This window comes from Pectobacterium sp. 1950-15 (assembly GCF_037136835.1).
Taxonomy (GTDB): Bacteria; Pseudomonadota; Gammaproteobacteria; order Enterobacterales; family Enterobacteriaceae; genus Pectobacterium.
Map to the genome: position 1 here is coordinate 115,810 of NZ_JBBBQR010000006.1, position 22,364 is coordinate 138,173.

Annotated in this window: 21 protein-coding genes; 12 read left to right on the forward strand and 9 right to left on the reverse strand. The window is 53.7% G+C overall.

Annotated elements, in window-relative coordinates; translation table 11 throughout:
• Positions 1-7: 7 nt before the first annotated feature.
• On the reverse strand, positions 8-460 hold the full coding sequence (locus WCT94_RS09035) for a hypothetical protein (protein ID WP_336869173.1): 453 nt from the start codon (positions 458-460) through the stop codon (positions 8-10).
• 106 nt (positions 461-566) lie between these two features.
• Here WCT94_RS09035 and bsmA point away from each other — a divergent pair, with 106 nt between their 5' ends.
• Positions 567-875, forward strand: a complete 309-nt coding sequence (gene bsmA / locus WCT94_RS09040; RefSeq protein ID WP_336869175.1) for a biofilm peroxide resistance protein BsmA — start codon at positions 567-569, stop codon at positions 873-875.
• Positions 876-938: 63 nt separating this feature from the next.
• Here the strand turns inward: bsmA and WCT94_RS09045 are convergent, their stop codons facing one another.
• The gene (locus tag WCT94_RS09045; RefSeq protein ID WP_336869177.1) at positions 939-1,337 is read right to left on the reverse strand and encodes a DUF350 domain-containing protein; all 399 of its coding nucleotides are present in this window, start codon (positions 1,335-1,337) and stop codon (positions 939-941) included.
• A gap of 368 nt (positions 1,338-1,705) precedes the next feature.
• Between WCT94_RS09045 and WCT94_RS09050 the strand changes: the two genes are divergently transcribed.
• Positions 1,706-3,241 carry a methyl-accepting chemotaxis protein gene (locus WCT94_RS09050; RefSeq protein ID WP_336869178.1) on the forward strand — a complete coding sequence of 512 codons (1,536 nt, stop codon included), beginning with the start codon at positions 1,706-1,708 and terminating at the stop codon, positions 3,239-3,241.
• A 56-nt stretch (positions 3,242-3,297) separates the two neighbouring features.
• Here WCT94_RS09050 and rlmB read toward each other — a convergent pair whose 3' ends face one another.
• The 3 genes from rlmB to nsrR all read right to left on the reverse strand — a co-directional run bounded on the left by rlmB (position 3,298) and on the right by nsrR (position 7,060).
• A complete protein-coding gene (gene rlmB / locus WCT94_RS09055; protein ID WP_015841585.1) occupies positions 3,298-4,029 on the reverse strand; it encodes a 23S rRNA (guanosine(2251)-2'-O)-methyltransferase RlmB in 732 nt (243 codons plus the stop codon).
• A gap of 107 nt (positions 4,030-4,136) precedes the next feature.
• A complete protein-coding gene (rnr, locus tag WCT94_RS09060) occupies positions 4,137-6,593 on the reverse strand; it encodes a ribonuclease R (RefSeq protein ID WP_336869180.1) in 2,457 nt (818 codons plus the stop codon).
• A gap of 41 nt (positions 6,594-6,634) precedes the next feature.
• Positions 6,635-7,060: a nitric oxide-sensing transcriptional repressor NsrR gene (gene nsrR / locus WCT94_RS09065; protein WP_336869181.1), complete on the reverse strand. Its 426-nt coding sequence runs from the start codon at positions 7,058-7,060 to the stop codon at positions 6,635-6,637.
• Positions 7,061-7,376: 316 nt separating this feature from the next.
• Here nsrR and WCT94_RS09070 point away from each other — a divergent pair, with 316 nt between their 5' ends.
• Complete coding sequence (locus tag WCT94_RS09070; protein ID WP_336869182.1) at positions 7,377-8,948, forward strand: methyl-accepting chemotaxis protein; 1,572 nt, start codon at positions 7,377-7,379, stop codon at positions 8,946-8,948.
• A gap of 522 nt (positions 8,949-9,470) precedes the next feature.
• Positions 9,471-11,303 (forward strand): sensor domain-containing diguanylate cyclase, encoded by a 1,833-nt coding sequence (locus tag WCT94_RS09075; RefSeq protein WP_336869183.1) that lies wholly within the window; start codon positions 9,471-9,473, stop codon positions 11,301-11,303.
• Here the strand turns inward: WCT94_RS09075 and WCT94_RS09080 are convergent.
• Positions 11,272-12,288 carry a type IV pilus twitching motility protein PilT gene (locus WCT94_RS09080; RefSeq protein WP_336869185.1) on the reverse strand — a complete coding sequence of 339 codons (1,017 nt, stop codon included), beginning with the start codon at positions 12,286-12,288 and terminating at the stop codon, positions 11,272-11,274. The genes WCT94_RS09075 and WCT94_RS09080 overlap by 32 nt on opposite strands.
• 20 nt (positions 12,289-12,308) lie before the next feature.
• Between WCT94_RS09080 and WCT94_RS09085 the strand changes: the two genes are divergently transcribed.
• The 8 genes from WCT94_RS09085 to WCT94_RS09120 all read left to right on the forward strand — a co-directional run bounded on the left by WCT94_RS09085 (position 12,309) and on the right by WCT94_RS09120 (position 17,918).
• Positions 12,309-13,022, forward strand: a complete 714-nt coding sequence (locus WCT94_RS09085) for a YggS family pyridoxal phosphate-dependent enzyme (RefSeq protein ID WP_336869187.1) — start codon at positions 12,309-12,311, stop codon at positions 13,020-13,022.
• Positions 13,023-13,112: 90 nt separating this feature from the next.
• Positions 13,113-13,934: a pyrroline-5-carboxylate reductase gene (gene proC / locus WCT94_RS09090; protein ID WP_336869188.1), complete on the forward strand. Its 822-nt coding sequence runs from the start codon at positions 13,113-13,115 to the stop codon at positions 13,932-13,934.
• A 48-nt stretch (positions 13,935-13,982) separates the two neighbouring features.
• The gene (locus WCT94_RS09095) at positions 13,983-14,537 is read left to right on the forward strand and encodes a YggT family protein (RefSeq protein WP_010295003.1); all 555 of its coding nucleotides are present in this window, start codon (positions 13,983-13,985) and stop codon (positions 14,535-14,537) included.
• Positions 14,534-14,824: a DUF167 family protein YggU gene (gene yggU / locus WCT94_RS09100; protein WP_010279110.1), complete on the forward strand. Its 291-nt coding sequence runs from the start codon at positions 14,534-14,536 to the stop codon at positions 14,822-14,824. The genes WCT94_RS09095 and yggU overlap by 4 nt, the downstream gene beginning before the upstream one ends.
• A 17-nt stretch (positions 14,825-14,841) precedes the next feature.
• The gene (locus WCT94_RS09105; protein ID WP_194430996.1) at positions 14,842-15,435 is read left to right on the forward strand and encodes an XTP/dITP diphosphatase; all 594 of its coding nucleotides are present in this window, start codon (positions 14,842-14,844) and stop codon (positions 15,433-15,435) included.
• On the forward strand, positions 15,428-16,570 hold the full coding sequence (hemW, locus tag WCT94_RS09110; protein ID WP_336869191.1) for a radical SAM family heme chaperone HemW: 1,143 nt from the start codon (positions 15,428-15,430) through the stop codon (positions 16,568-16,570). Before WCT94_RS09105 ends, hemW begins: the two co-directional genes overlap by 8 nt.
• Before the next feature lie 406 nt (positions 16,571-16,976).
• Positions 16,977-17,540: a GNAT family N-acetyltransferase gene (locus WCT94_RS09115; protein WP_336869192.1), complete on the forward strand. Its 564-nt coding sequence runs from the start codon at positions 16,977-16,979 to the stop codon at positions 17,538-17,540.
• A gap of 249 nt (positions 17,541-17,789) precedes the next feature.
• Positions 17,790-17,918 carry an entericidin A/B family lipoprotein gene (locus tag WCT94_RS09120; protein WP_336869193.1) on the forward strand — a complete coding sequence of 43 codons (129 nt, stop codon included), beginning with the start codon at positions 17,790-17,792 and terminating at the stop codon, positions 17,916-17,918.
• Between the two features lie 96 nt (positions 17,919-18,014).
• Here the strand turns inward: WCT94_RS09120 and WCT94_RS09125 are convergent, their stop codons facing one another.
• From WCT94_RS09125 to aas, 3 genes are read right to left on the reverse strand one after another with little or no spacing between them, the layout of a single operon-like run.
• Entirely contained in the window at positions 18,015-18,470 is a 456-nt protein-coding gene (locus WCT94_RS09125) for a GNAT family N-acetyltransferase (protein WP_336869194.1), read from the reverse strand.
• 11 nt (positions 18,471-18,481) lie between these two features.
• Positions 18,482-19,705, reverse strand: a complete 1,224-nt coding sequence (lplT, locus tag WCT94_RS09130; protein ID WP_336869196.1) for a lysophospholipid transporter LplT — start codon at positions 19,703-19,705, stop codon at positions 18,482-18,484.
• Positions 19,702-21,873 carry a bifunctional acyl-ACP--phospholipid O-acyltransferase/long-chain-fatty-acid--ACP ligase gene (gene aas, locus WCT94_RS09135; RefSeq protein WP_336869198.1) on the reverse strand — a complete coding sequence of 724 codons (2,172 nt, stop codon included), beginning with the start codon at positions 21,871-21,873 and terminating at the stop codon, positions 19,702-19,704. The genes lplT and aas overlap by 4 nt, the downstream gene beginning before the upstream one ends.
• Positions 21,874-22,364: the final 491 nt, after the last annotated feature.

The window sequence follows — 22,364 nt, forward strand, 5'->3', positions numbered from 1 at the left end:
CCGCCTGTTATTTCTTCTCGGAAATGGCCTTAAAGTATTGAGATAGGCTGAACGGCATCTGTAAATCTGACTGTTGACCGAGTCGATTAAGCTCATCACGACGCGAAGCTATCCATTGCTGCTGCAAAGGCTTTAACGTTGTTGTTCGCGCCGCAATGAGCCTATCCAAAAACCCGCGATCGCCCTCCACCGCCAAATGGAATGCTTTTAGCGCCAATTTATCCACCTCACTTCCGGTACAGCGGTTCATCGCCTGTTCATTCAAATAAACAAGCGTAGTGGCTTTATCATCGTTGTTTAACGTCCAAAACCAATCATTTTCAGGCGGTAATGTGACGGGACTTTCCTTGCCCCGATCACGGCACTGCTGATAGATCAAATCTAATTCATGTAATGAAGGTTCGGCATATGCGCAGCCAATAAACAACAGCCAAAAAGCAAAGTTAACGATACGACACACAGATCAGACTCCTTCCAAAAATTGAACAGCTTCCCTGTTAAAGAGAATGCCATCGGTCCGACGATAGCGCTACACTTCCGCTATCTACTCTTGTCTGGCTGAAACGATGAACATCGTACGGATACTTTTCTTACCCTTAATACTGGTGCTGTCCGGCTGCCAGATCATACAAGGTAAGCCTGTCGCGGCACCGCCGCCTGCGGAGAAAGCGCTTGAAATTCGCTACGCGCAAACCAGCCAGTTGGAAAAAGTGGGGACGATTTCGGTGAGCATGCGCGGAAACGCAGATGATGTCGATCGCGCCCTTCAACAAAAAGCCGATGCCTCTGGCGCGCACTATTATGTGATTGTAATGAAATCCGAGGCCGAAACGCTCCCCGGCATGTGGTTCGCGCGCGCCGTGCTATACCGCTGAATCGGCGGAGCAGGTTATAAAAAAATACCGGGCGGATTCCCGGTATCGTCACGCAGTGGCAAATTAATACGACATACACGCCGCATTCAGAATCCCGCCGCTGAGCGAGGCGGCACAGAGAAAGGCACCAGAGGCAACATCGTTATTCTGGATATGCTGGCTAAGACGCGGCATATACAGACGCACCGCGAAATAAATCAGTAATTGCACCACTAACGCCACCACGCCCCAGGTAATGTAATCCACCAGACTCACCGAATTAATCGCCGCACTGGAAAGCGGGATCACATAGCCAATTAACGCCCCACCAAACCCAATAGCAGCCGTAGCATTGTTTTCTTTAATCAGCGCCCATTCATCATGCGGCGTAACGCGGGTGTAAATAAACAGGAAAGCCAGCACCATGGCAAACCCGATAAAGAAATAAGAAGCGAAAGCGAGTAGCGACGTAACAATAGGCATAGCGATATTCCTTTCAAATGAGGCACGTTGGCGCGTCAGCAATAAATAAGAGGAAGCATGAAGAATATAGATGATTCCCGCATAGCAAAGCGTCTATACATGACTTTACGTGATAAGCAACGCAGGAATCCCCAGCAGGGCGCTTTATCCCCACCTGTCACCCTATCCGCACGTGTACCCTCACATTTTTTAAGAAAATGAATAAGCATTGCGCCTGACATGCCGATAACAGATAAGGCATTTTTTATCAGTTAGATAGTGCCTGTTTCACATTCATCACCTGCTTTTTATGCAAACACACAACGATAACTAATCCGTTCCTGGCCTGCCATGACGGTAAATAATTAATGAACGAAAGGAAGAGGTTTATGCTGCGCTGGATGTCATTTCAAAACCTGTCTGTAACGCGAAAGTTATTGGTAGGGTTTGGTTTATTGCTCATCATGGGAGTGATTCTTTCCATGGTCGGCTTTTACGGATTACACAATAGCGACCAGTCGTTAAAACGCATCAGCCGTCTTGGCGCCATGTATGACAAAACGGTTGTCGCGCGGGAAGGCAACTTTGGTTATGCGCTGGAGCGTAAAGCCCAGTATCTGGAACAGCACGATAGTGCGATTGGTAACATTAAGGACGAGCTGTCAGCACTGCTGAAAGCGATCGATACGGGCCATTGGCCAACGGAAGATAAAAGCGCGATTCAGGATATCAGCGCCTCACTCAACGCCTACCTGACTCAGCGCCAGCAAGTCATGAGCCCTACCGTTAGCCAACAGACGCTCAGCGAGCTCAATAATCAAATGGCGGGGTTGCAGGAAAACATCAATAAACTTTACTTCACGGAAGAGAGCCGCGCGGGCCGTAACGTCATTAGCAGCGATATACAGCTGGGCGTGATTACGCTTATTGCCATCATACTCGGCCTGACCACGGCAATCGTTATCTCGCGGCAAATTGTACGCCCGCTACATCAGGCGTTACACGCCACCCGCGCGATTGCAGAAGGCGATCTGACCGTACAGCTTCACAATGAACGCCGCGATGAATTGGGCCAGCTGATTTCAGCCATGGGGCAGATGAACAACAACCTGCATAGCATGATTGATAAAATTCGCCTCAGCGCGAACCAGATTTCCCATGCCGCAGGGGAAATTTCCGCCGGTAACGCCGATCTCTCCTCTCGCACCACGCAACAGGCCGCTGCACTGGAAGAAACCGCCGCCAGTATGGAACAGCTGACGTCAACGGTGAAGCAGAATGCCGATAACGCTCATCAAGCCAACCGGCTGGTTATGGATGCCTCCGATACGGCGAACCAGGGGGGAGAGCAGGTTTCTAAAGCCGTCCATACCATGCACGATATCGCGCAAAGCTCCCACCGCATCGCTGAAATTACTTCAATGATCAACAGCATCGCGTTTCAAACCAACATCCTGGCGCTCAATGCCGCAGTAGAAGCGGCACGAGCCGGTGAACAAGGCCGAGGTTTCGCCGTCGTCGCCAGCGAAGTACGCAATCTGGCACAGCGCAGCGCGCAGGCTGCCAAAGAGATCGACACGCTCATTGCCGAGTCGGTTTCGCAGATTAATCACGGGGCAGCACTCGTTAACGGCGCGGGAAAAACGATGGAAGGGATTGTCCAGTCAGTGACGCAGGTCCACGCCATTATGAAAGATATTACGACCGCCTCGGACGAACAACATCGCGGTATTTCTCAGGTCGGTCAGGCCATTATAGAAATGGATCAGAACACGCAGCAAAACACCGTACTGGTGGAGCAGTCCTCTTCTGCCGCCAACTCGCTGGAACAACAGGCGATCGTACTTTCTGACGCGGTTTCCGTCTTCCGGCTTTTACAGCCTTCGCAACAAGGTATTCACAGGCTGGCGAGCCCCGCTGCATAGCCCCAACGAAAAAGAGGTGCCCCAGGGCACCTCTTTACTCTCATTCGCGACACGGATTACGCGCGCTGGCGAACGGCTTCAAACAAGCACACGCCTGTGGCAACAGACACATTCAGGGAAGACACGCTGCCCGCCATCGGAATGCTGATCAATTCATCGCAGTGCTCGCGGGTTAGGCGACGCATGCCTTCCCCTTCCGCGCCCATGACCAGCGCCAGTGGCCCAGTCAGCTTGCTTTGGTACAGCGTATGATCCGCTTCACCCGCCGTGCCGACGATCCAGATATTACGCTCCTGCAACAGTCGCATGGTACGAGCCAGATTGGTCACGCTGATAACCGGCACAGTTTCCGCCGCACCACAGGCCACCTTCTTCACTGTCGCATTCAGTTGCGCAGAACGATCGCGCGGCACGATCACCGCATGCACGCCAGCCCCGTCCGCATTACGCAGGCAAGCGCCCAGGTTGTGTGGATCGGTCACGCCATCCAAGATCAGCAGGAAAGGCGTTTCGAGATTGTCTAACAACGCAGGCAGGTCGTTTTCCTGATATTTCCGCCCTTCTTTGACTTTCGCTACGATCCCCTGATGCACCGCGTCGTCAGCCTGCTTATCCAGCCATTGGCGATTCGCCACTTGAATGACGATGCCCTGCGCTTCCAGCTCCGCAATCACAGGCTGAAGGCGACGATCGTCGCGCCCTTTCAGCACAAAAACTTCCAGAAAACGCTGTGGATCGCGCTCAAGCAGTGCTTTAACCGCATGGATACCGTAAATAATTTCGCTCATTGATACTCTTCAAATTAACCATAACAGGCGGTGCCCGTTAATTTAGAGATAGAGGTTTGCCCCGCGCCATCCTCCCCTTCGCAGGGGAGGGAGCAGATTAGCTAACCTTACTCAGCAGACTTTTTCTTCGCACGTTTCGCTTTGGTCGCGGCGGCGATTTTACGCGTTTTTTCCGCGTTCTTTTTCGCTTTATCGCGGTTCTTTTTCGGCTTGGCTTTTGGCTTATCCGATTTCGCGTTGCGGTCGCCTTCTTTGCGGAACGCGGCATCCGGCTCAAAGTTTGCCGGCGCTTTGCTGGCACTGCGACGACGTCGGGCTGGCTTAGCCTCACGCGACTCCGGTTTCTTCACGCGGTCACGCGCGGTTTTCCCTTCGCCGCGGACCTTACGCGTGCTGGAAATCAGCGCAAAATCAATGTTGCGCTCATCCATATGCACCGCCTCAACGCGAATTTCGACTTCATCACCCAGACGATAAACCTGCCCGCGCGATTCACCGATCAGTCGCTGACCGATATTATCGTAACGGTAGTAGTCGTTATCCAGCGTAGAAACGTGCACTAGCCCATCGATAAACAGGTCTTTCAGGCGCACGAAGAAGCCAAAACCGGTCACGCTGGAGATGATTCCCGTAAAGACTTCACCCACGTGATCCTGCATAAAGTCGCACTTCAGCCAGTCCGCAACGTCACGCGTGGCTTCATCCGCCCGGCGCTCCGTCATCGAACAATGCATGCCCAGCTGTAGCATCTCGTTAATATCGCTATGCCAGCCGCCCGTTGGTGTCCAACGTTCATGACGATTGCTCAGCAGATACTTAATCGCACGGTGCAAAGACAAGTCAGGATAACGACGAATCGGCGACGTAAAGTGGCCGTAAGACGTCAAAGCCAGACCAAAGTGACCCCGATTTTCCGGGTCATAAATCGCCTGCTTCATGGAGCGCAGCAGCATGGTTTGCAGCATTTCCCGATCGGGACGCTCCGCGACCTCATTCATCAATTCCGCGTAGTCTTTCGGCTGTGGCTTCATTCCGCCTTTCAGCGTCAGCCCCAGCTCGCCCAGCACGCTGCGCAGGGCTAAGACATGATCTTCGCTCGGCTGATCGTGTACGCGGAACAGCGCAGGCTCTTCGTTTTTCTCCACAAATCTCGCGGCGGAGATATTCGCCAGAATCATGCACTCTTCAATGAGCTTGTGGGCATCGTTACGCACCACGGCTTCCACACGGTCGATACGACGCTCGGCGTTGAAAATGAACTTCGCTTCTTCGGTTTCAAACGCGATGCCGCCGCGCACTTCACGCGCGTGCTCAAGCACCTTATACATGTGGTGCAGCTCTTCCAGCCCGCCCACCAGCGGTCTGTAGTGCTCACGCAGTTCGGCGTCACCTTGCAGAATATTCCACACTTTGGTGTAGGTCAGACGCGCGTGTGAACTCATCACCGCTTCATAGAACTTGTAAGACGACAGCTTACCCTGCGCCGAGATGGTCATTTCACAAACCATACACAGACGATCGACCTGCGGGTTAAGCGAACATAGCCCGTTCGACAGCACTTCCGGCAGCATCGGGACCACCTGCGACGGGAAATACACCGAGGTGCCACGCGCCCGCGCTTCGTGGTCAAGTGGCGTATTCGGCCGCACGTAATAGCTCACGTCCGCGATGGCAACCCACAGCCGCCAGCCGCCGCCGCGTTTCTTCTCGCAGTACACGGCGTCATCAAAATCGCGGGCATCTTCACCGTCAATCGTGACCAGCGGCAGCTTACGCAGATCCACACGACCTTTTTTCGCCGCTTCCGGCACTTCCTCGGCAAGATCTTTCACCTGTTCTTCCACTTTCGGTGGCCAGGTGTGCGGAATATCGTGGGTACGCAGGGCGATATCCACCGCCAGCCCGGTTCCCATGTTATCACCGAGGATCTCGACGATCTTACCGACCGCCTTCGTGCGGCGCGTGGCGCGTTGCGTCAGCTCAACCACCACCACAAAGCCCATGCGGGCGCCGTTAATTTCTTCTTTCGGGATCAGAATATCGAAGCTCAGACGACTGTCATCCGGCACCACGAACCCGACACCGGCATCGACAAAATAGCGGCCGACAATTTGCCCGGTACGCGGTTCCAGCACGCGTACAATACGCCCTTCACGCCGTCCTTTACGATCCGCGCCCAGCGGCTGTGCCAGCACGACATCGCCGTGAATCGCCCGTTTCATCTCTTCAGCCGACAGGTAAAGATCGTCCTTGCGGCCTTCCACACGCAAGAAACCGAAGCCATCGCGGTGACCGATAACCGTCCCACGCAGCAGATCGAGTTTTTCCGGCAACGCATAACACTGGCGGCGGGTAAAAATCAGCTGACCGTCGCGCTCCATCGCGCGCAGGCGGCGACGCAGCGCTTCGAGGGGTTCTTCTCCGGTTAATTGCAGGTCAGCGGCTAATTCTTCCCGGCTAATCGGGGTATCGCGCTTGGCGATATGCGCCAAAATATATTCACGGCTGGGGATGGGGGATTCGTATTTTTCTGCTTCTCGTTCCAGGAATGGATCTTGTGACATTGCGGTTCCTCCGTTGTCATCAGCAGGAGGCTGAACAAAATTCATTCAACCAACAATAATTTATAAAGCGGTGGGTTTTCTTTGACCATATCAGCCAGCGTGTATTGATCCAGCTCTTGCAGGAAATTTTGTACCGCCTGTTGCAGCACCTGCTTCAAACGGCAGGCTGGCGTAATGTGGCAAAACTCGTGGCTACAGTTAACCAGCGTGAGCGGCTCTAATTCGCGCACGACATCGCCAATTCGAATGGTTTCAGCTGGTTTCCCAAGACGGATACCGCCATTCTTGCCGCGCACGGCCATCACCAACCCAGCGCGACTAAGTTGATTGATAATTTTGACCATATGATTACGAGACACGCCATACACTTCCGTTACCTCAGAAATGCTGGTCATTTTCCCGTCCGGCAGCGACGCCATATAAATCAGCGCCCGCAAGCCATAATCCGTGAAACTTGTTAACTGCACATAAACCTCGGATACCTCTGGGTATCATTGACTGGCGTGTTAAGTACGCCCCTGAAAAACCAACGCTATTGACAGATAATAAACCAGGCGTAAACGCTACGGCTAATTATTTATACCCTTATGTGTTAAGAGAAACCCGCGTTGCAAGAAACCGCCAGGCTACGCCCTTCCCCCACATCCTCTTTCTTAGGCCAGCCATATCTTTTTAATTTTATCTCACCGCAACACAGATAACGTATTCTCTTCTGTTGGACACACCATATCCATTGATGACTGGGCTATCCCCCACGAAAGGCGGCGTAAGGAAAAGGACACCATGAGGTTGAAAAATATTTCTATTCGTACCGGCTTATTAACACTATTGCTGTTAACTACCCTGTTGCTGCTTATGGTTAGCGGCATGGGCGTGGTTGCCATTAAGAAAGACAGGGAAACGCTGACAGCACAAAATCAGATTCAGGGGATTGAGCTGGGCAACCTGATGAGCGGCTATAACCAAACGCTCAGCGCGCGCGCGTCGGCAACACTCGCCGTCAGGAAAATCGAAATCGGCCTGCTGGATGACGGGGCAAAGGAAACCGGGGTCGTAGAGAAACACCTCAGCCAGTCGCAGGAAGACATTGACCGCGTGATCAAATCAGCCAATGCCGATCCCAAACAGCAAGCGCTCGCGCAGGACGTGTTAAAAACCTATCAGGCCTATTTTCAACAGGGCATGACCCCGATGCTAAGCGCGCTGCAAAAACAGTATACCGATGAATATTATGAGGTTCTGGAAAAACAGCTCGGCCCGCTGAGTGAAGCCTTTGATTTATCGATCCAAAACTTTCGTCAGTACGCGCAGCAGCTGTCCGAACAGGGTCTGGCACAGTCCGAACGTAATGAGAGCATGATGCTGCTGCTCATTGCCATCGCCTGCCTGCTGTCTGTCACGCTGGTTGCATTAGCCTGGATCGCACTGCGACACATGCTGCTCAAACCGCTGGATTATGCCATTGAGCAATTGGAGCAGGTTGCCGCCGGTAACTTAACCCGCCGCCTGATTCAAGGCGGAGACAACGAACTGGGTAGACTCAACGATGCCATCGGCCGCATGCAGGGTGCGCTGCTGGAATCGGTGAGCCAGGTGCGTGATGCCAGCACCCAAATCGATCTCGGCAGCCGCGAGCTCTTTGAAGAGAACGCCCAGCTTGCGCAACGCACCGAAGAATCCGTTGCCGCACTGGAACAGACGGCAGCAAGCATGGAACAGCTAAGCGCTACGGTGAAACTCAATGCCGACCATGCTGAACTCGCGCACCAGCTCGCCAACAACGTCTCGAACACCAGCAGCCGCAGCAACGAGTCCGTCTGTTACGTGATTGAGAAAATGCAGGAGATCGCCGTCAGCGCCAAGCGCATCAATGACATCCTCAGCGTCATTGACGGGATCGCATTCCAGACCAACATTCTGGCGCTGAATGCCTCCGTTGAATCCGCTCGCGCAGGCGAACAAGGCAGAGGCTTTGCCGTCGTCGCCGGAGAGGTACGCAATCTGGCGCAGCATAGCTCGCAGGCCGCAAAAGAGATCCGTTCGCTGATTCTGGATTCCCAGACGCGCGTGTCCGAAGGGCTTGAGTTGGCTTCTAAAGCGGGTGAAACCATGGATGAAGTGACCGACGAAATCATTCGTATTACGCAACTGATGCGAGATATCTCCACCGCCACGCAAGAGCAGCATCGAGGTATCGAACAGGTTAACGTCGCTTTCACGCAAATCGACAAGGTTGCTCAGCACAATGCACAGCTCGTCAAAGCCTCATCCGCCACCACGCAGTCCTTGGAGCAGCAGTCTCAACAGCTCATGCGTTCGATGGCGCTGTTTCAGGTAGAACCTCACCTTTCCTAATCTACGGGTACATTACATCGCCTGTGGTCGGCCTCCGCGCTGACTACAGGCATCCTCCCGCTAATCCCCTATTGACTCCATCCTCTTTAAAAACCGAATAAATAATCAAACAAGGCTGGAACCCTCTTCACGCTTAGCGCACTTATTTTATAAGTATACTTTCAGATAATTTGAGTATTATTTTTTTACCGCTATTCTCTGTTTTTATACATAAGCGTATAAATAAGGTTTCAGCGTAAAAGCGGCCAACGTAATTGCCTCAACGCATTGAATAAAAAGACAATGAGAAACATTCCTTATTGGTGATATTCGCCGTACGTTTCAGGCTATTAATTACATTCTGACACAATGATTATTAACTTAATTAATAGCACGCTATTTTATTAATTCGTTCCATTGATTCTCGCGCACAAAAAAGGGACAGCCAATTACCCGATAACATCACAGACGGCATCATGATAAAGCGGGCGCCTCTGACAATAGCGAATCAAGGATAAAGAAAGAATATAGGCAAATATAAACATGAATAATCAGTCAGTTGATGTTGATTTGATTACCAGGTTTGACAATGAAGCCAAACTGCACGCGTTCAATTCCGTTTATGCCATCGCCGAATTCGACCTGGCAGGGAAACTGATTGAAGCCAATCCTCTTTTTTGCAAAATGCTGGGCTACAAAAAAGAAGACATTATTCAGAAGAACCACACGCTTTTTATGCCAGAAGCACAGCGCCAAAAACACGATCATTTCTGGCACGATGTGATTAAAGGGAATATTAATGCAGGGGAATTCCAACGGAAAACCCAAAAAGGTGACATCATTTGGCTCCACGCCGCGTATACGCCCATTATTGATCATTCAGGCCGTCGCATTGGCGTAATCAAGCTGGCTCTCGATATTACTCAGGAAAAGCGTTTGATGTCGGAGCATCGGGCACAGTTGGACGCGATTGAAAATTCGCAAGGCGTGATCGAGTTTGATAAAGACGGCTACATCACCCACGTCAATAAACACTACCTGATGCTGACGGGCTACGAAGAAAAAGAAATTCTCGGCCTGCACCACAAGTCACTCTGCGATCCTCTTTATACCGAACAAGCCGACTATCAAACCTTCTGGGAGACCCTACACCGCGGTCATCCTATCAGCGGGCGCTTTCATCGACTGGGCAAAGACAGTCATTCATTCTGGATACAGGCAACCTACAGCCCGGTCATGGATAGTGACGGCAATGTGCGAAAAATCATTAAATACGCTCACAACATCACGCAGAATGTCGAAATCGAAAAAAAAGCCCACCAGCAAGGCATCATTCTCGATATCCTGCTATCCGTTCACGACAGCTTTCTGCTCGACCATAATCTGCCCTCCGCCTGCGATAAAGTCTTTGAACGGCTGCTTGATATCACCAACAGCACCTTCGGCTTCATTGCCACGTTGCAGGAAGACGAAGACGGTCAGTCGCTCTACCTTCCTGCAATATCCAATCTTGCCTGGGATGAAGAGACGCTGGCCTGGTACAGAAACCAGCGCAGAACCCACGGCGGCCTGACGCTCCGCAAACTGGATAATCTGTTTGGTCACGTGGTGACCCACAACACGGTGGTGTGTACCAATAACCTGCTGAGACAAAAGGCTGGCCGGGACCTCCCGCCTATCCATCCCGCACTCTATTCCCTCTTGGGGATCCCTATCACCCACAACGGCAAAGCGATCGGAATGATCGCACTGGCTAACCGTCGGGAAGGTTATGATCAAACGATGATCGAACTACTGGCTCCGCTGGTGAAAACGCTCGGCATCATCATTCACGCCCGCTCACGGGAAGATGAGCGAGCACAGATAGAGGCCTCCCTGCGTTTTCACGCGGGGCATGATTTTCTTACCGGCCTACCCAATCGCAGCAGTTTCTTCGAGCAAGCCAACGCCTTTTTTCTGCACAAGCAGCAAAATCAGCAGACGGATAAAAGCTGCCTGGCGATTATTGATATCGATTTATTCAAAAACATTAACGATCAATACGGTCATCTGGCTGGCGATGCCGTCCTCAAAGAGCTGGCGATGCTCATGCGCATGTCGCTGCGTCAGGAAGATCTGGTCGCCCGCCTCGGCGGTGAGGAGTTCATCATCCTGTTAAAAGATGTCTCTTACCAAACAGCGGCGGTAACGATTGAGCGTATTCGTAAAGCAATTGAGCAGCATACGCTGGAATACGATCGCCAGACTCTGCATTTCACGATCAGCGCAGGCATTGCTGCTTACCGCTCCGATCTTGCTTCCGTTGAGGACTGGATTCAGTTAGCCGATGCAAACCTCTATGCGGCTAAACGGCAAGGACGCAACTGTGTGAAATAAGCCCATCCCGACAGCGCTGCTGGTAGCTTTGCTCGAACGTTTGCATTCCCGCAGCCGTTCCCGTTTGAATCAGGCCGGGAAGCTGATGCGTTTTCCCTTCCCGAATCAGGTTGCCGACTGCCGCTGTCGCCGTCAGCACTTCATAAAGTGCAATGCGACCGCCTTGCACTGCGGGCAACAGTCTTTGCGTCACCACAGCCTGCAAGCAGGTGGCGAGCTGGCTGCGAACATAGGCTTTCTCTTCGCCGGGAAAGACGTCAATCAGACGATCAACCGCCTGCGATGCGCTGCGCGTATGCAGCGTGGATAGCACCAGATGACCGGTTTCCGCCGCCGTCAGCGCCAGCCGAATCGTCTCCGTATCGCGCAATTCCCCCAGCAGAATCACATCGGGATCTTCCCGCAAGGCGGCCCGTAGCGCCTGTGCAAAAGACGCGCTGTGCGCACCGATCTCTCGCTGTTGAATCAGGCAGCGTCGGCTGGCATGGATAAACTCGATCGGATCCTCCAGCGTAATCACATGACGATCGCTGCTATCGTTTAACGCCCCGATCATTGCCGCCAGCGTCGTGGATTTGCCGCTCCCCGTCGCACCAGTAATCAGGATCAGGCCGTTCGGTTTCTCCAGCAGCGTCGACAGAACGGGTGGCGCCTGTAGCCCCGCCAATGAAGGTTGAGCGGACGGGATAATACGCAGTGCCGCAGATAGCCCTTCCCGCTGGCGAAACACATTGACTCGCAGACGTTGACCGTCGGGCAGCATTAACGCGCCGTCCACCTGACCAGACTGTCGCAGTTGCTCTCTCTGTGCCGGTTCGAGCCAGGCATCGCACCATTGTGCCACCTGCTCCGGCGTTAAACGTGGTAAGGTATTTTCAGGCTGTAGCCGCCCATCCACGCGTAGCACCGGGGGGTGACCGCTACAAAGGTGCAGATCCGAGGCATTATGTTTTACACTACGCACCATCCACTCATCCAACTCCATAGATAACCTCCTGAACAACCATGACGACAATCCAGCAGAATCTACAGGACATCCGGCAGCAAATCGCCACCGCCGCTGCGCATTGCGCACGAGCACCAGAAGACATTACGCTACTTGCAGTCAGTAAAACCAAACCTGTGAGCGCGATCGAAGAAGCCATCGCGGCAGGGCAACGGGCGTTTGGCGAGAACTACGTTCAGGAAGGCGTGGAGAAGATTCATTATTTCCAGGAAAACCACTCGGATACGCCGCTGGAATGGCACTTTATCGGCCCGTTACAGTCAAACAAAAGTCGGCTGGTAGCCGAGAATTTCGACTGGTTTCATACCGTAGATCGTCTGCGCATCGCGCAGCGTCTGAGTGAGCAACGTCCGGCCACGTTGCCACCGTTAAATGTTCTGCTGCAGATTAATATCAGCGGCGAACCGAGTAAATCCGGCATTATGGTCGATGAGCTGGCGGAGCTCGCTGCCAGCGTCGCCGCGCAGCCCAACCTGCGCCTGCGTGGCCTGATGGCGATCCCGGCACCGGAAACCGATTATGAACAGCAGTTGGTCGTTTTCAAACAAATGGCAGCACTGTTCCAAACGTTGTCCGTAACTTATCCGCATATTGATACACTCTCTATGGGGATGACGGACGACATGCGCGCGGCGATTACCGCGGGCAGTACGCTGGTGCGTATTGGCACGGCAATCTTTGGCGCGCGTGACTACGCAGCAAAAAGCGCATAACGATACAGTCAGCCAAAAGCGCATAAACCGCAGAGGCACGCCCTGAACGGCACGTCATCTTTGACAAACAGGTGAGCAACGAGGATGCAGATGCAGCAACGTAAAATAGCGTTTATTGGTGCCGGAAACATGGCACAGGCCATTATCGCCGGATTAGTCAACGGCGGTTACCCCGCTCAACACATCAGCGTCTGCGCGCCTTCGGGCAAGAATCGCGATGCGCTGGCTGCACAATACGGCGTGATCAGCAGCGCGGACAATATCCGTTGCGCGCAGGAAGCGGATGTCATTGTGCTGGCCGTCAAACCGCAAATGATGGCGACAGTTTGCGAACCGTTGCATGAACACGTCAACTTCACGGGTAAACTGGTACTCTCGATTGCGGCAGGCATCAGCATTGCACGTTTCCAGGCGCTGCTGGGAGAACCGCTGAATATCGTACGGATTATGCCAAATACGCCGTCTCTGGTCGGAAAAGGCATGAGTGGGATGTACGCCCCTGCCTCCGTCAGTCAGGCGGATAAAGACTTCACCGCACAACTGATGCAGAGCGTCGGTAAAATTTGCTGGGTGGATAGCGAATCAGGCATTAACGGCGTGATCGCCGCAGCGGGCAGCGCACCAGCCTATTTCTTCCTGTTTATGGAAGCCATGCAGCAGGAAGCCATCCGTCAGGGGTTCAGCCAGGAAACGGCTCGCCTGTTGGTGCAGCAGGCCGCGTCGGGCGCCGCTGCGCTGGTTGAAGCCAACCCCGATACGGCGCTGTCAACGCTGCGGGAAAATGTCACCTCCAAGGGCGGCACCACGGCAGAAGCCCTACGAGTCTTTAACGAACAGCAGTTGACGCAAACCGTGGCTGAGGCCATGCAGGCGGCCATTGCTCGCGCACAGGAAATGGAAACGCTGTTTTAACCAAAGCGGATTCCCCGATTCTTTATCTTATAAGGAAAAGACGTACTTATGCTCACCCTGACTTTTCTGGTCAAAACGCTGGTCGACCTCTATGTAATGGTCCTGTTGCTACGCATCTGGATGCAGTGGTCACGCAGCGATTTCTATAACCCGCTGTCGCAGTTTGTCGTCAAAATCACCCAGCCGATTGTCGGGCCGCTGCGCCGCATTTTGCCGTCGTTAGGGCCGATTGACAGCGCTTCGCTGCTGCTGGCCTTTATTCTCACGACGATCAAATACCCGTTACTGCTGTTGATTCAGGTTGGCGCGATTTCCCTCAGCCCCATGAACCTGCTGGTCGGGCTCATTTCGCTGATTAAATCCGCGGGCTATCTGGTCTTCTGGGTCATCATTATCCGTTCCATCATGAGCTGGGTCAGTCAGGGCCGTAGCCCTATTGAGTATCTGCTGCATCAGTTAACTGAACCGCTAATGGCACCGCTCCGTCGCATTATTCCGGTCATGGGCGGCATTGATTTCTCTGCGATGGCCGTCATTCTGATTCTGTATATGCTCAACTATCTGGGCATGGACCTGTTCCCGGGGCTGTGGTTTCTGCTGTGAGTGCGATTACCCGCCACGGCGATGCGCTGGTGATTCGGCTGTATATTCAGCCGAAAGCCAGCCGGGATCAGATCGTGGGTTTGCATGGCGACGAACTGAAAGTCGCCATTACCGCACCGCCGGTTGATGGGCAGGCTAATGCCCATCTGACCAAATTTCTCGCCAAACAGTTTCGGGTCGCCAAGAGTCTGGTCGTGATTGAAAAAGGCGAACTCGGGCGGCATAAACAGATTAGAATTACCCATCCGCAACACATCCCGGCTGACGTCGCGGACTTCATTGAATAAACACGCAGGACAAGACGATGCAAAAAGTGGTTTTGGCTACCGGAAACCCCGGTAAAGTGCGCGAGCTCGCCAGCTTGCTGGCCGATTTCGGTCTGGATATTGTGGCGCAGACCGAACTGGGCGTGGATTCCGCCGAAGAAACCGGCCTGACCTTCATCGAAAACGCCATCCTGAAAGCACGTCATGCGGCGCACATCACAGGGCTACCGGCGATTGCCGATGATTCGGGTCTGGCTGTCGATGCGCTGGGCGGCGCGCCGGGCATTTACTCGGCACGCTACGCGGGCGCAGATGCCAGCGACCAGCAAAATCTGGACAAGCTGCTGCTGACACTAAAAGACGTACCGGATGAACAGCGCCGCGCCAGCTTCCACTGCGTTCTGGTGTATCTGCGCCATGCGGAAGACCCAACGCCGATTGTCTGCCACGGTAGCTGGCAGGGTGTGCTGACGCATGAAGCGGCAGGCAGCGGCGGCTTCGGCTATGACCCGATCTTCTTCGTGCCGGAGTTGGGTAAAACAGCAGCAGAACTGACGCGTGAAGAGAAGAACGCGCAGTCTCACCGCGGTCAGGCGCTGCGCCTGCTGCTGGATGCGCTACGCAATGCTTAAGCTTCCCCCGCTCAGCCTGTACATCCATATTCCGTGGTGCGTACAGAAATGTCCGTACTGCGATTTCAACTCTCACGCGCTGAAAGGCGACGTACCGCATCAGGAATATGTCGATCACCTGCTGGCGGATCTGGACGCCGATTTGCCGTTAGCGAGCGGTCGTGCGCTGCACTCGATCTTCATCGGTGGCGGCACGCCCAGCCTGCTGAGCGCGGAAGCGATGCAGGCACTGCTCGACGGCGTTCGCGCGCGCATTCCGCTAACGCCGGATGCCGAAATTACGATGGAAGCCAATCCCGGAACGGTTGAAGCCGATCGTTTCAGCGGCTATCAGAAAGCGGGGATTAACCGTATCTCCATCGGCGTGCAGAGTTTCGATCCGCAAAAGCTGACGCGCTTAGGGCGTATTCACGGCCCGGACGAAGCCAAGCGCGCAGCGCATCTGGCGGCCGGTCTGGGGTTACGCAGCTTTAATCTGGACCTGATGCACGGCCTACCGGATCAATCGCTGGACGAGGCGCTGGACGACCTGCGTCAGGCCATTGCGCTCAATCCACCGCATCTGTCCTGGTATCAGCTCACCATCGAACCCAATACGCTGTTTAGCTCGCGTCCGCCGACGCTGCCGGACGACGACGCGCTGTGGGACATCTACGAGCAGGGCCACGCGCTACTGAGCGCCGCGGGTTACCAGCAATATGAAACCTCCGCCTACGCCAAACCGGGCTATCAGTGTCAGCACAACCTGAACTACTGGCGCTTCGGTGACTATTTGGGAATTGGCTGCGGGGCACATGGCAAGCTGACCTTCAGCGACGGCCGTATTCTGCGCACGGTCAAAGTCCGTCATCCGCGCGGTTATATGCAGGGCACGTATCTGGATAAACTGCACAACGTTGCTAACGACGATCGGCCTTTTGAGTTCTTCATGAACCGCTTTCGCCTGCTGGAAGCTGCTCCGCGCGCGGATTTCACGGCGTATACCGGTTTGGAAGAACACAGCATCCGCCCGCAGTTGGATCAGGCGCTAGCGCAAGGCTACCTGACGGAAACCGCCACGCACTGGCAAATCACCGAACACGGCAAACTATTTCTGAATTCCCTGCTGGAGCTGTTTCTGGCGGAAGAAGAGTAATCATTCGGTAGGCAGGTTTTCTCTGGTAAACCTGCCCATTGCTTCCCACCTTATCTCTCCTTTTTTACCTCTACGGCTTGCTGCATTTTAATCAGGAAAGGGCTGAAGCCTATCTGGAAGCCATCGATCACGCGTTTACCGCTATCAGGCATAACAAGAGAGGGACCGAACGTAAAGAGCTTAGGCCAGATTTGTACTCATTTCCCGTCGCCAGACATACGCTATTTTTCTGTACGAAACAGACAGCGTCCTTGTTGTGCGAAGCCTTCATCAGTCGCAGGAAGAACACAATCAAATATGAGAGGCTGTAATGAGCAAAAGCGGCCGTCAGGTTTCATGTTAGCATTCTGTAGGACGACGCTCGGGTATACTGATGTTATGACTGTTTAGTTTTTTAGGGAAGAACATGAAAGGCGATATTTTCAAATCGGCCAGGATTCGGCTTTGCGCACCGAGAGCCGACGATATAAAAGAAGTTTCCGCATGGTATGAAGATACTTTTTATTTGCGCAGTGTTGATACAGAACCTGCATATCCACTGTCAGCAGAAAAAATTGAAAAAGAAATACAAGGCGCAGGAGATGCGTTTTATTTTCATATAAGGGCTCTGGATGATGACAGGCTGATAGGCTTTGCCACGTTACATAGTCTTGAGTGGAATAATCAGCTCGCCAGTCTTGCCATCGGCATCGGTAATGAGAAGGACCGAGGACAGGGATTTGGCGACGAAGCCCTGAAGCTCATAATCCATTACGCTTTTATGGAGCTAAATTTATTCCGGCTGAATCTGGAGGTCATTGCTTATAACAGCAACGCAATTAACCTCTATCTCAGAAATGGTTTCATAAAAGAAGGTGTTATCAGAAAGGCAGTCTATCGCGATAATCAGCGCCACGATCGCATAGCGATGGGCATCCTGCGCCCTGACTGGCTCAAAGAAAATTACGGTGAAGATGGATGCGAACGCTGATAGGTGCAACATTTTTTATTCTTGACTAGCTTCTTGCATGCACGGTGATTGTGAAATGTTCGTTTCTGGCACAGAGCCGCCTGTCAGATCAGACCTGAACTAATATCCATAAGCAGCAACATAATCTCAAACAATATCAGTTGTTTCAGGGCTATCAAGGATTGAATTTTTACCTGCGGTTATGCCACAGTAGAAATCTATCGCATTCTGTTTATAGCCCTGTTTATCAACAACCTGCGGGTAATGATGATGAAACGTATAACAACAATCGTAGTGGCGCTGCTGGTCACAGCAGTATTGAGTGGCTGTAACACCACGCGCGGCTTTGGCCAAGATGTGCAAAAGCTCGGTAGCACAATTTCCCACGCCGCCAGCTAGTTCACCGTCAGAAAGCAAAAAACCGGCCATACGTTAGCGTTAGCCGGTTTTTTTAGCGGTAGCACCTATTCCTTCCGATGCGTACTCAATCCCCCCTCAGAACGCCGACAACATATCAATATGCGGAATGCCGTCTTCGTCGTATTCCTCGCCGGTCGCCACAAAACCAAATGCGCCGTAGAACGATTGCAGGTGAGCCTGCGCGGACAGGAAAAGATGCTTTTGCGGCCAGTGCCGTGCGCAGGCGATCAGCGTGTGTTCCATCAACTGGTGCCCCAGATGTTGCCCGCGGGCATGCGGCGCAACAATCACACGCCCAATCGTCACCACATCGTTGTTCGGATGGGGCGCGAGCAGGCGGGCGCATGCGGCCAGCTTGCCGTCACGGTACGCCGTAATATGGCGATTGCCTTCCACCAGATCGCGGCCATCAATATCCAAATAGGGGCAGGTTTGCTCAACCACGAAGACCTGATTGCGCAGCGCCAATATGTCATGCAGTGAATACACGTTAAGATCTGCTACATCCCAGTCATGCCATATCAGACTCATTTTCACCCTTCCTATTCTGCATCAGCGGAGCGCGCACGGCGCTTAGCCAGAATCAACCATGCCCACAGTAGCGCAATCGCCAGCGCAAACAAGGCGCCAAAGCCGATCCCAATGGCGATAACCGACACGCCCAGTTTCACCACCAGAGAATAGAGCCCAAGCATTAACAGCATAGCGCCGTTCTCACCCAAATTCTGTACGGCGATCGCATTCCCCGCACCGACGCTGGCCTTCCCTCGCTCCTGCAACAGCGCATTCAGCGGGACAATGAAGAACCCGCCAAGTGCCCCCAGCAAAATCAGCAGGGAGTAGGCACTCATGAGGTTATGCTGAAGCGTGAAAATCACTACCACCACGCCGATGAGGAAGCCCGCAGGCAGGCAGCGCCGCACGCTATCGAGCGTTACCAGTTTCGCCGCCGCACCGGCTCCCACCACGATGCCCACGGCGACCATCGCGTTAAGCAACGTCGGCGTCGCATTGTCGGTAATCCCGAGCGCATGCGGCACCCACAGCACCAGCAGAAAGCGCAGCGTCACGCCTGCGCCCCAGAACATACTGGTGCCAACCAGCGAAAGCCGGGCGTCGCCATCGCGCCACAGCACCCGACAGGCGGAAAAGAAGCTGCTCGCCATCTGCACCGGATGCCACGGCTGTCCCGGCCGTGCCGCGTTGAGGCGAGGAATCAGCATATTCGCCCCCAGCGCCACGCCGTAAGCCACCGCACAAATCGACAGCGCCCCGTAAATGTTCCAGTCCGCCAGCACGCCGCCTGCGACGGAACCGGTCAGAATCGCCGCAATGGTCGAGGCTTCCATCAGACCATTCGCTTTGACCAACTGGTCGCCGCGCGTGATCTCACCCAAAATGCCGTACTTCGCCGGTGAGTAAGCCGCAGCGCCAACCCCTACCAGCGTGTACCCCAGAAACGGATTCCCGCCGATGCAAATCAGCAGCGCGCCCGCCAACTTCAGGGTATTGGCGAACATCATCACCTGCCCTTTGGAGAAGCTGTCCGCAATTTGTCCAACAAACGGTGCCAGAATGATGTAGGCGGCGACAAACCCCATCTGCAAAAACGGCTGGCTCCAGTCGGGATACACCAACTGTTTAATCAGCGCTAACGTGGCAAACAACAGCGCATTGTCGCCAAACGCAGAGAAGAACTGCGCGATAATTACCGCGTTCATACTGCGCGACAGCAAAGGCGTCGCGGGTTCAGTCTGTTGACTCATGCGCTCTGCTCCGATGCGTTAGTAACAGGCTCTTCGGCCATATGGCGCAGCGTGACAAAGTCAGGCTTGCCGCTGCCGAGTAGCGGTAAGGCTTTCACATAGCGAATATCACGCGGCACGGCCAGTTCCGGCACGCCGCTACTGCGAGCCTGTGCAAGCAGCACGTCACGGGTAATCTGGCTGTCTGTCGTAAACAGCACCAGCGCCTCGCCTTTGCTGCTGTCGCTTTTCGCACTGGCGGCATGCTGCGCTTCCGGCGACACTTTAACCGCCAGCTGTTCCACACTTTCGAGCGAAACCATCTCCCCTGCCAATTTGGCAAAGCGCTTCACGCGGCCGATGATGGTGCAGAATCCTTTTTCGTCCAGTTCGACGATATCACCTGTGTCATACCAGCCCTGCTGCAATTCGCCCTGTGCATTTTCTGCCGCTGGCACTTCGAGCACGCCGGGGTTTTCCACCCGCAGATAGCCTTTCATGATATTCGGCCCACGCAGTTGCAGACGACCACCGCGCGTAATGCCCGGAACCGTAATCAAGCGCGATTCGATTTCCGGCAGCAGCAGGCCAACAGAATGGATTTTCGTCGCCATCGGCACGTTGATCGCCACCACCGGCGCACACTCGGTCACACCGTACCCTTCCAGAATGCGGATACCAAATTTGTCCTGCCAGACCTGACGCGTGGTTTCAGACAGCTTCTCTGCCCCGGCCACCACATAGCGCAAACGAGCAAAATCATACGGATGGGCAAAGCGTGCGTAGTTGCCTAAAAACGTAGACGTGCCAAACAGCACGGTACAGTTCTGGTCGTAAACCAGCTCCGGCACAATGCGATAGTGCAACGGGCTAGGATAAAGAAATACGCGAGCGCCCGTCATCAGCGGCGTTAACAGCCCCACCGTCAGGCCGAACGCATGGAACAACGGCAGCGCAGACATAAAGCGGTCGCGCGGCGTGAAATCCGCTACCGTACGAATCTGCTCGACGTTCGCCAGCAGACTGTCATGGGAATGCACGACGCCTTTCGGGTTCCCCTCGGAACCGGAGGTAAACAGCACGATAGCCGCATCATCGGGTTTCTGCGGCAGCATCGCGCGGGCAGGAAACAGCAGATGAAACAGGATCCACAGCTTATCCGCCAGCGTCACGGTGTCTTTCAAATCTTCCAGATAGACCCAGTTGGCTTCGCTGACCAGCTTCGGCAGATCCGTCAGCTTGCCCTTTTCAAGAAACTGGCGAGACGTGACGATGGTTTTGATGCCCGCCGCTTTCATCGCGCTTTGTAACCCTTTTGCGCCAGCGGTGTAGTTCAGCATGGCAGGAACGCGGTTACGCAGCGATGCGCCCAGGATGGATGCGGCAGTAATGGTCGCGTTGGGCAACAGCATACCGACATGTTCATCCGCACGGGTGAAGCGCTGCAAAATGCGCGACACGCCCAGCGATTTTTTTAATAAGCTCTGATAGCTGTCTTCGTTGAAGGAGATATCGGCGATGCTCGGGGAACGCCGTCCGTAACGGGTTCTCGCTGCCAGAAAAGCTTGATACAACGTGTGTTGCGGGCGCGTTTCCATCCGCGCCTTCATCATAATCTGGTGCAAATGTTCACCGGCCAGCGCACGACGCGTTCTGGCGCTGCTGGCTTCCGGCATGGGCAGCGTCGTAGGGGGCAAGTACGTGATCGTAATCTGCGGGAAGCAGCGGCGTTTAAACACACCCGCCAATCGGCCAAACGGCGTGAACTCGGCGCCATCAATGCGCACGGGGATGATCGTTGCCCCGGATTTCGCCGCGACAAACGCCGCGCCGCTGTAAATCTTCATCAACGATCCGGTGACGCTGATGCGCCCTTCAGGGAAAACTACGACGGGCTGGCCGCGCTCGATCACTTTGATCAACCCTTTGATCGCCAGAGGCTTGGTGGGATCTAGCGGCACAAAGTCGATATACGGCTTCAGCCAGCGCATAAACCAGCGATCGGAAATGGAGGAGTACACCGCAAAGACGGGTTTTATCGGTAAGAATAACGCCAGCAAGACACCATCAAGGAAAGAGACGTGATTGGGGGTGATGAGCAATTTGGCTTGCTGAAACTGGCTGCTGTCGCCCTCGATCCGGATGCGGTACAGACGCTGGAACACCCAACGTAACAGGGTATGAATCATGCCTTCTCCCAATAGACAGATAAACGGGCGGCTTGCCGAAGCGCAAAACCACCGGGCGATACGTCAAAATACTACATACATATCATACTTCAAGTGATGGGTACGTGGCTGAACGTGAAGATTGCCGTCGGCACAGCATTCGCATAGCATGAAAATCACTGGAGATAACGAAAACGGGAAATTCAGGCAAAAAAAAACCTACGCATCCGCGTAGGTTGGTGTAATCAAATGGTTTCAATGTACAGAGCACATTGATATATCACCAATCAATACCTCTGGGACTTGTTACTCTAAGGATCGCCACTTATCTTCACCAGCGATGAATCGAAAGAGTTATTCTATAAGTGCAACCAACTGTAAAATTCTAGCGAATCATGTAAGGCAACCCACGTTTCACCGCACTTTCGCCAGATAAATACCGCAATTTTCCCCGAAAGGTTCCTTTTCCCTCCGATGCCCGTTTTTCTCCATTTTACCGCTCGATCACATTT

What these genes read in the sequence shown, in the direction of transcription:
- bsmA (WP_336869175.1), top strand. Translation starts at nt 567, where the DNA reads ATGAACATCGTACGGATACTTTTCTTACCCTTAATACTGGTGCTGTCC.
- WCT94_RS09045 (WP_336869177.1), bottom strand. Translation starts at nt 1,337, where the DNA reads ATGCCTATTGTTACGTCGCTACTCGCTTTCGCTTCTTATTTCTTTATC.
- WCT94_RS09050 (WP_336869178.1), top strand. Translation starts at nt 1,706, where the DNA reads ATGCTGCGCTGGATGTCATTTCAAAACCTGTCTGTAACGCGAAAGTTA.
- rlmB (WP_015841585.1), bottom strand. Translation starts at nt 4,029, where the DNA reads ATGAGCGAAATTATTTACGGTATCCATGCGGTTAAAGCACTGCTTGAG.
- rnr (WP_336869180.1), bottom strand. Translation starts at nt 6,593, where the DNA reads ATGTCACAAGATCCATTCCTGGAACGAGAAGCAGAAAAATACGAATCC.
- WCT94_RS09070 (WP_336869182.1), top strand. Translation starts at nt 7,377, where the DNA reads ATGAGGTTGAAAAATATTTCTATTCGTACCGGCTTATTAACACTATTG.
- WCT94_RS09075 (WP_336869183.1), top strand. Translation starts at nt 9,471, where the DNA reads ATGAATAATCAGTCAGTTGATGTTGATTTGATTACCAGGTTTGACAAT.
- WCT94_RS09080 (WP_336869185.1), bottom strand. Translation starts at nt 12,288, where the DNA reads ATGGAGTTGGATGAGTGGATGGTGCGTAGTGTAAAACATAATGCCTCG.
- WCT94_RS09085 (WP_336869187.1), top strand. Translation starts at nt 12,309, where the DNA reads ATGACGACAATCCAGCAGAATCTACAGGACATCCGGCAGCAAATCGCC.
- proC (WP_336869188.1), top strand. Translation starts at nt 13,113, where the DNA reads ATGCAGCAACGTAAAATAGCGTTTATTGGTGCCGGAAACATGGCACAG.
- WCT94_RS09095 (WP_010295003.1), top strand. Translation starts at nt 13,983, where the DNA reads ATGCTCACCCTGACTTTTCTGGTCAAAACGCTGGTCGACCTCTATGTA.
- WCT94_RS09105 (WP_194430996.1), top strand. Translation starts at nt 14,842, where the DNA reads ATGCAAAAAGTGGTTTTGGCTACCGGAAACCCCGGTAAAGTGCGCGAG.
- hemW (WP_336869191.1), top strand. Translation starts at nt 15,428, where the DNA reads ATGCTTAAGCTTCCCCCGCTCAGCCTGTACATCCATATTCCGTGGTGC.
- WCT94_RS09115 (WP_336869192.1), top strand. Translation starts at nt 16,977, where the DNA reads ATGAAAGGCGATATTTTCAAATCGGCCAGGATTCGGCTTTGCGCACCG.
- WCT94_RS09120 (WP_336869193.1), top strand. Translation starts at nt 17,790, where the DNA reads ATGAAACGTATAACAACAATCGTAGTGGCGCTGCTGGTCACAGCAGTA.
- WCT94_RS09125 (WP_336869194.1), bottom strand. Translation starts at nt 18,470, where the DNA reads ATGAGTCTGATATGGCATGACTGGGATGTAGCAGATCTTAACGTGTAT.
- lplT (WP_336869196.1), bottom strand. Translation starts at nt 19,705, where the DNA reads ATGAGTCAACAGACTGAACCCGCGACGCCTTTGCTGTCGCGCAGTATG.
- aas (WP_336869198.1), bottom strand. Translation starts at nt 21,873, where the DNA reads ATGATTCATACCCTGTTACGTTGGGTGTTCCAGCGTCTGTACCGCATC.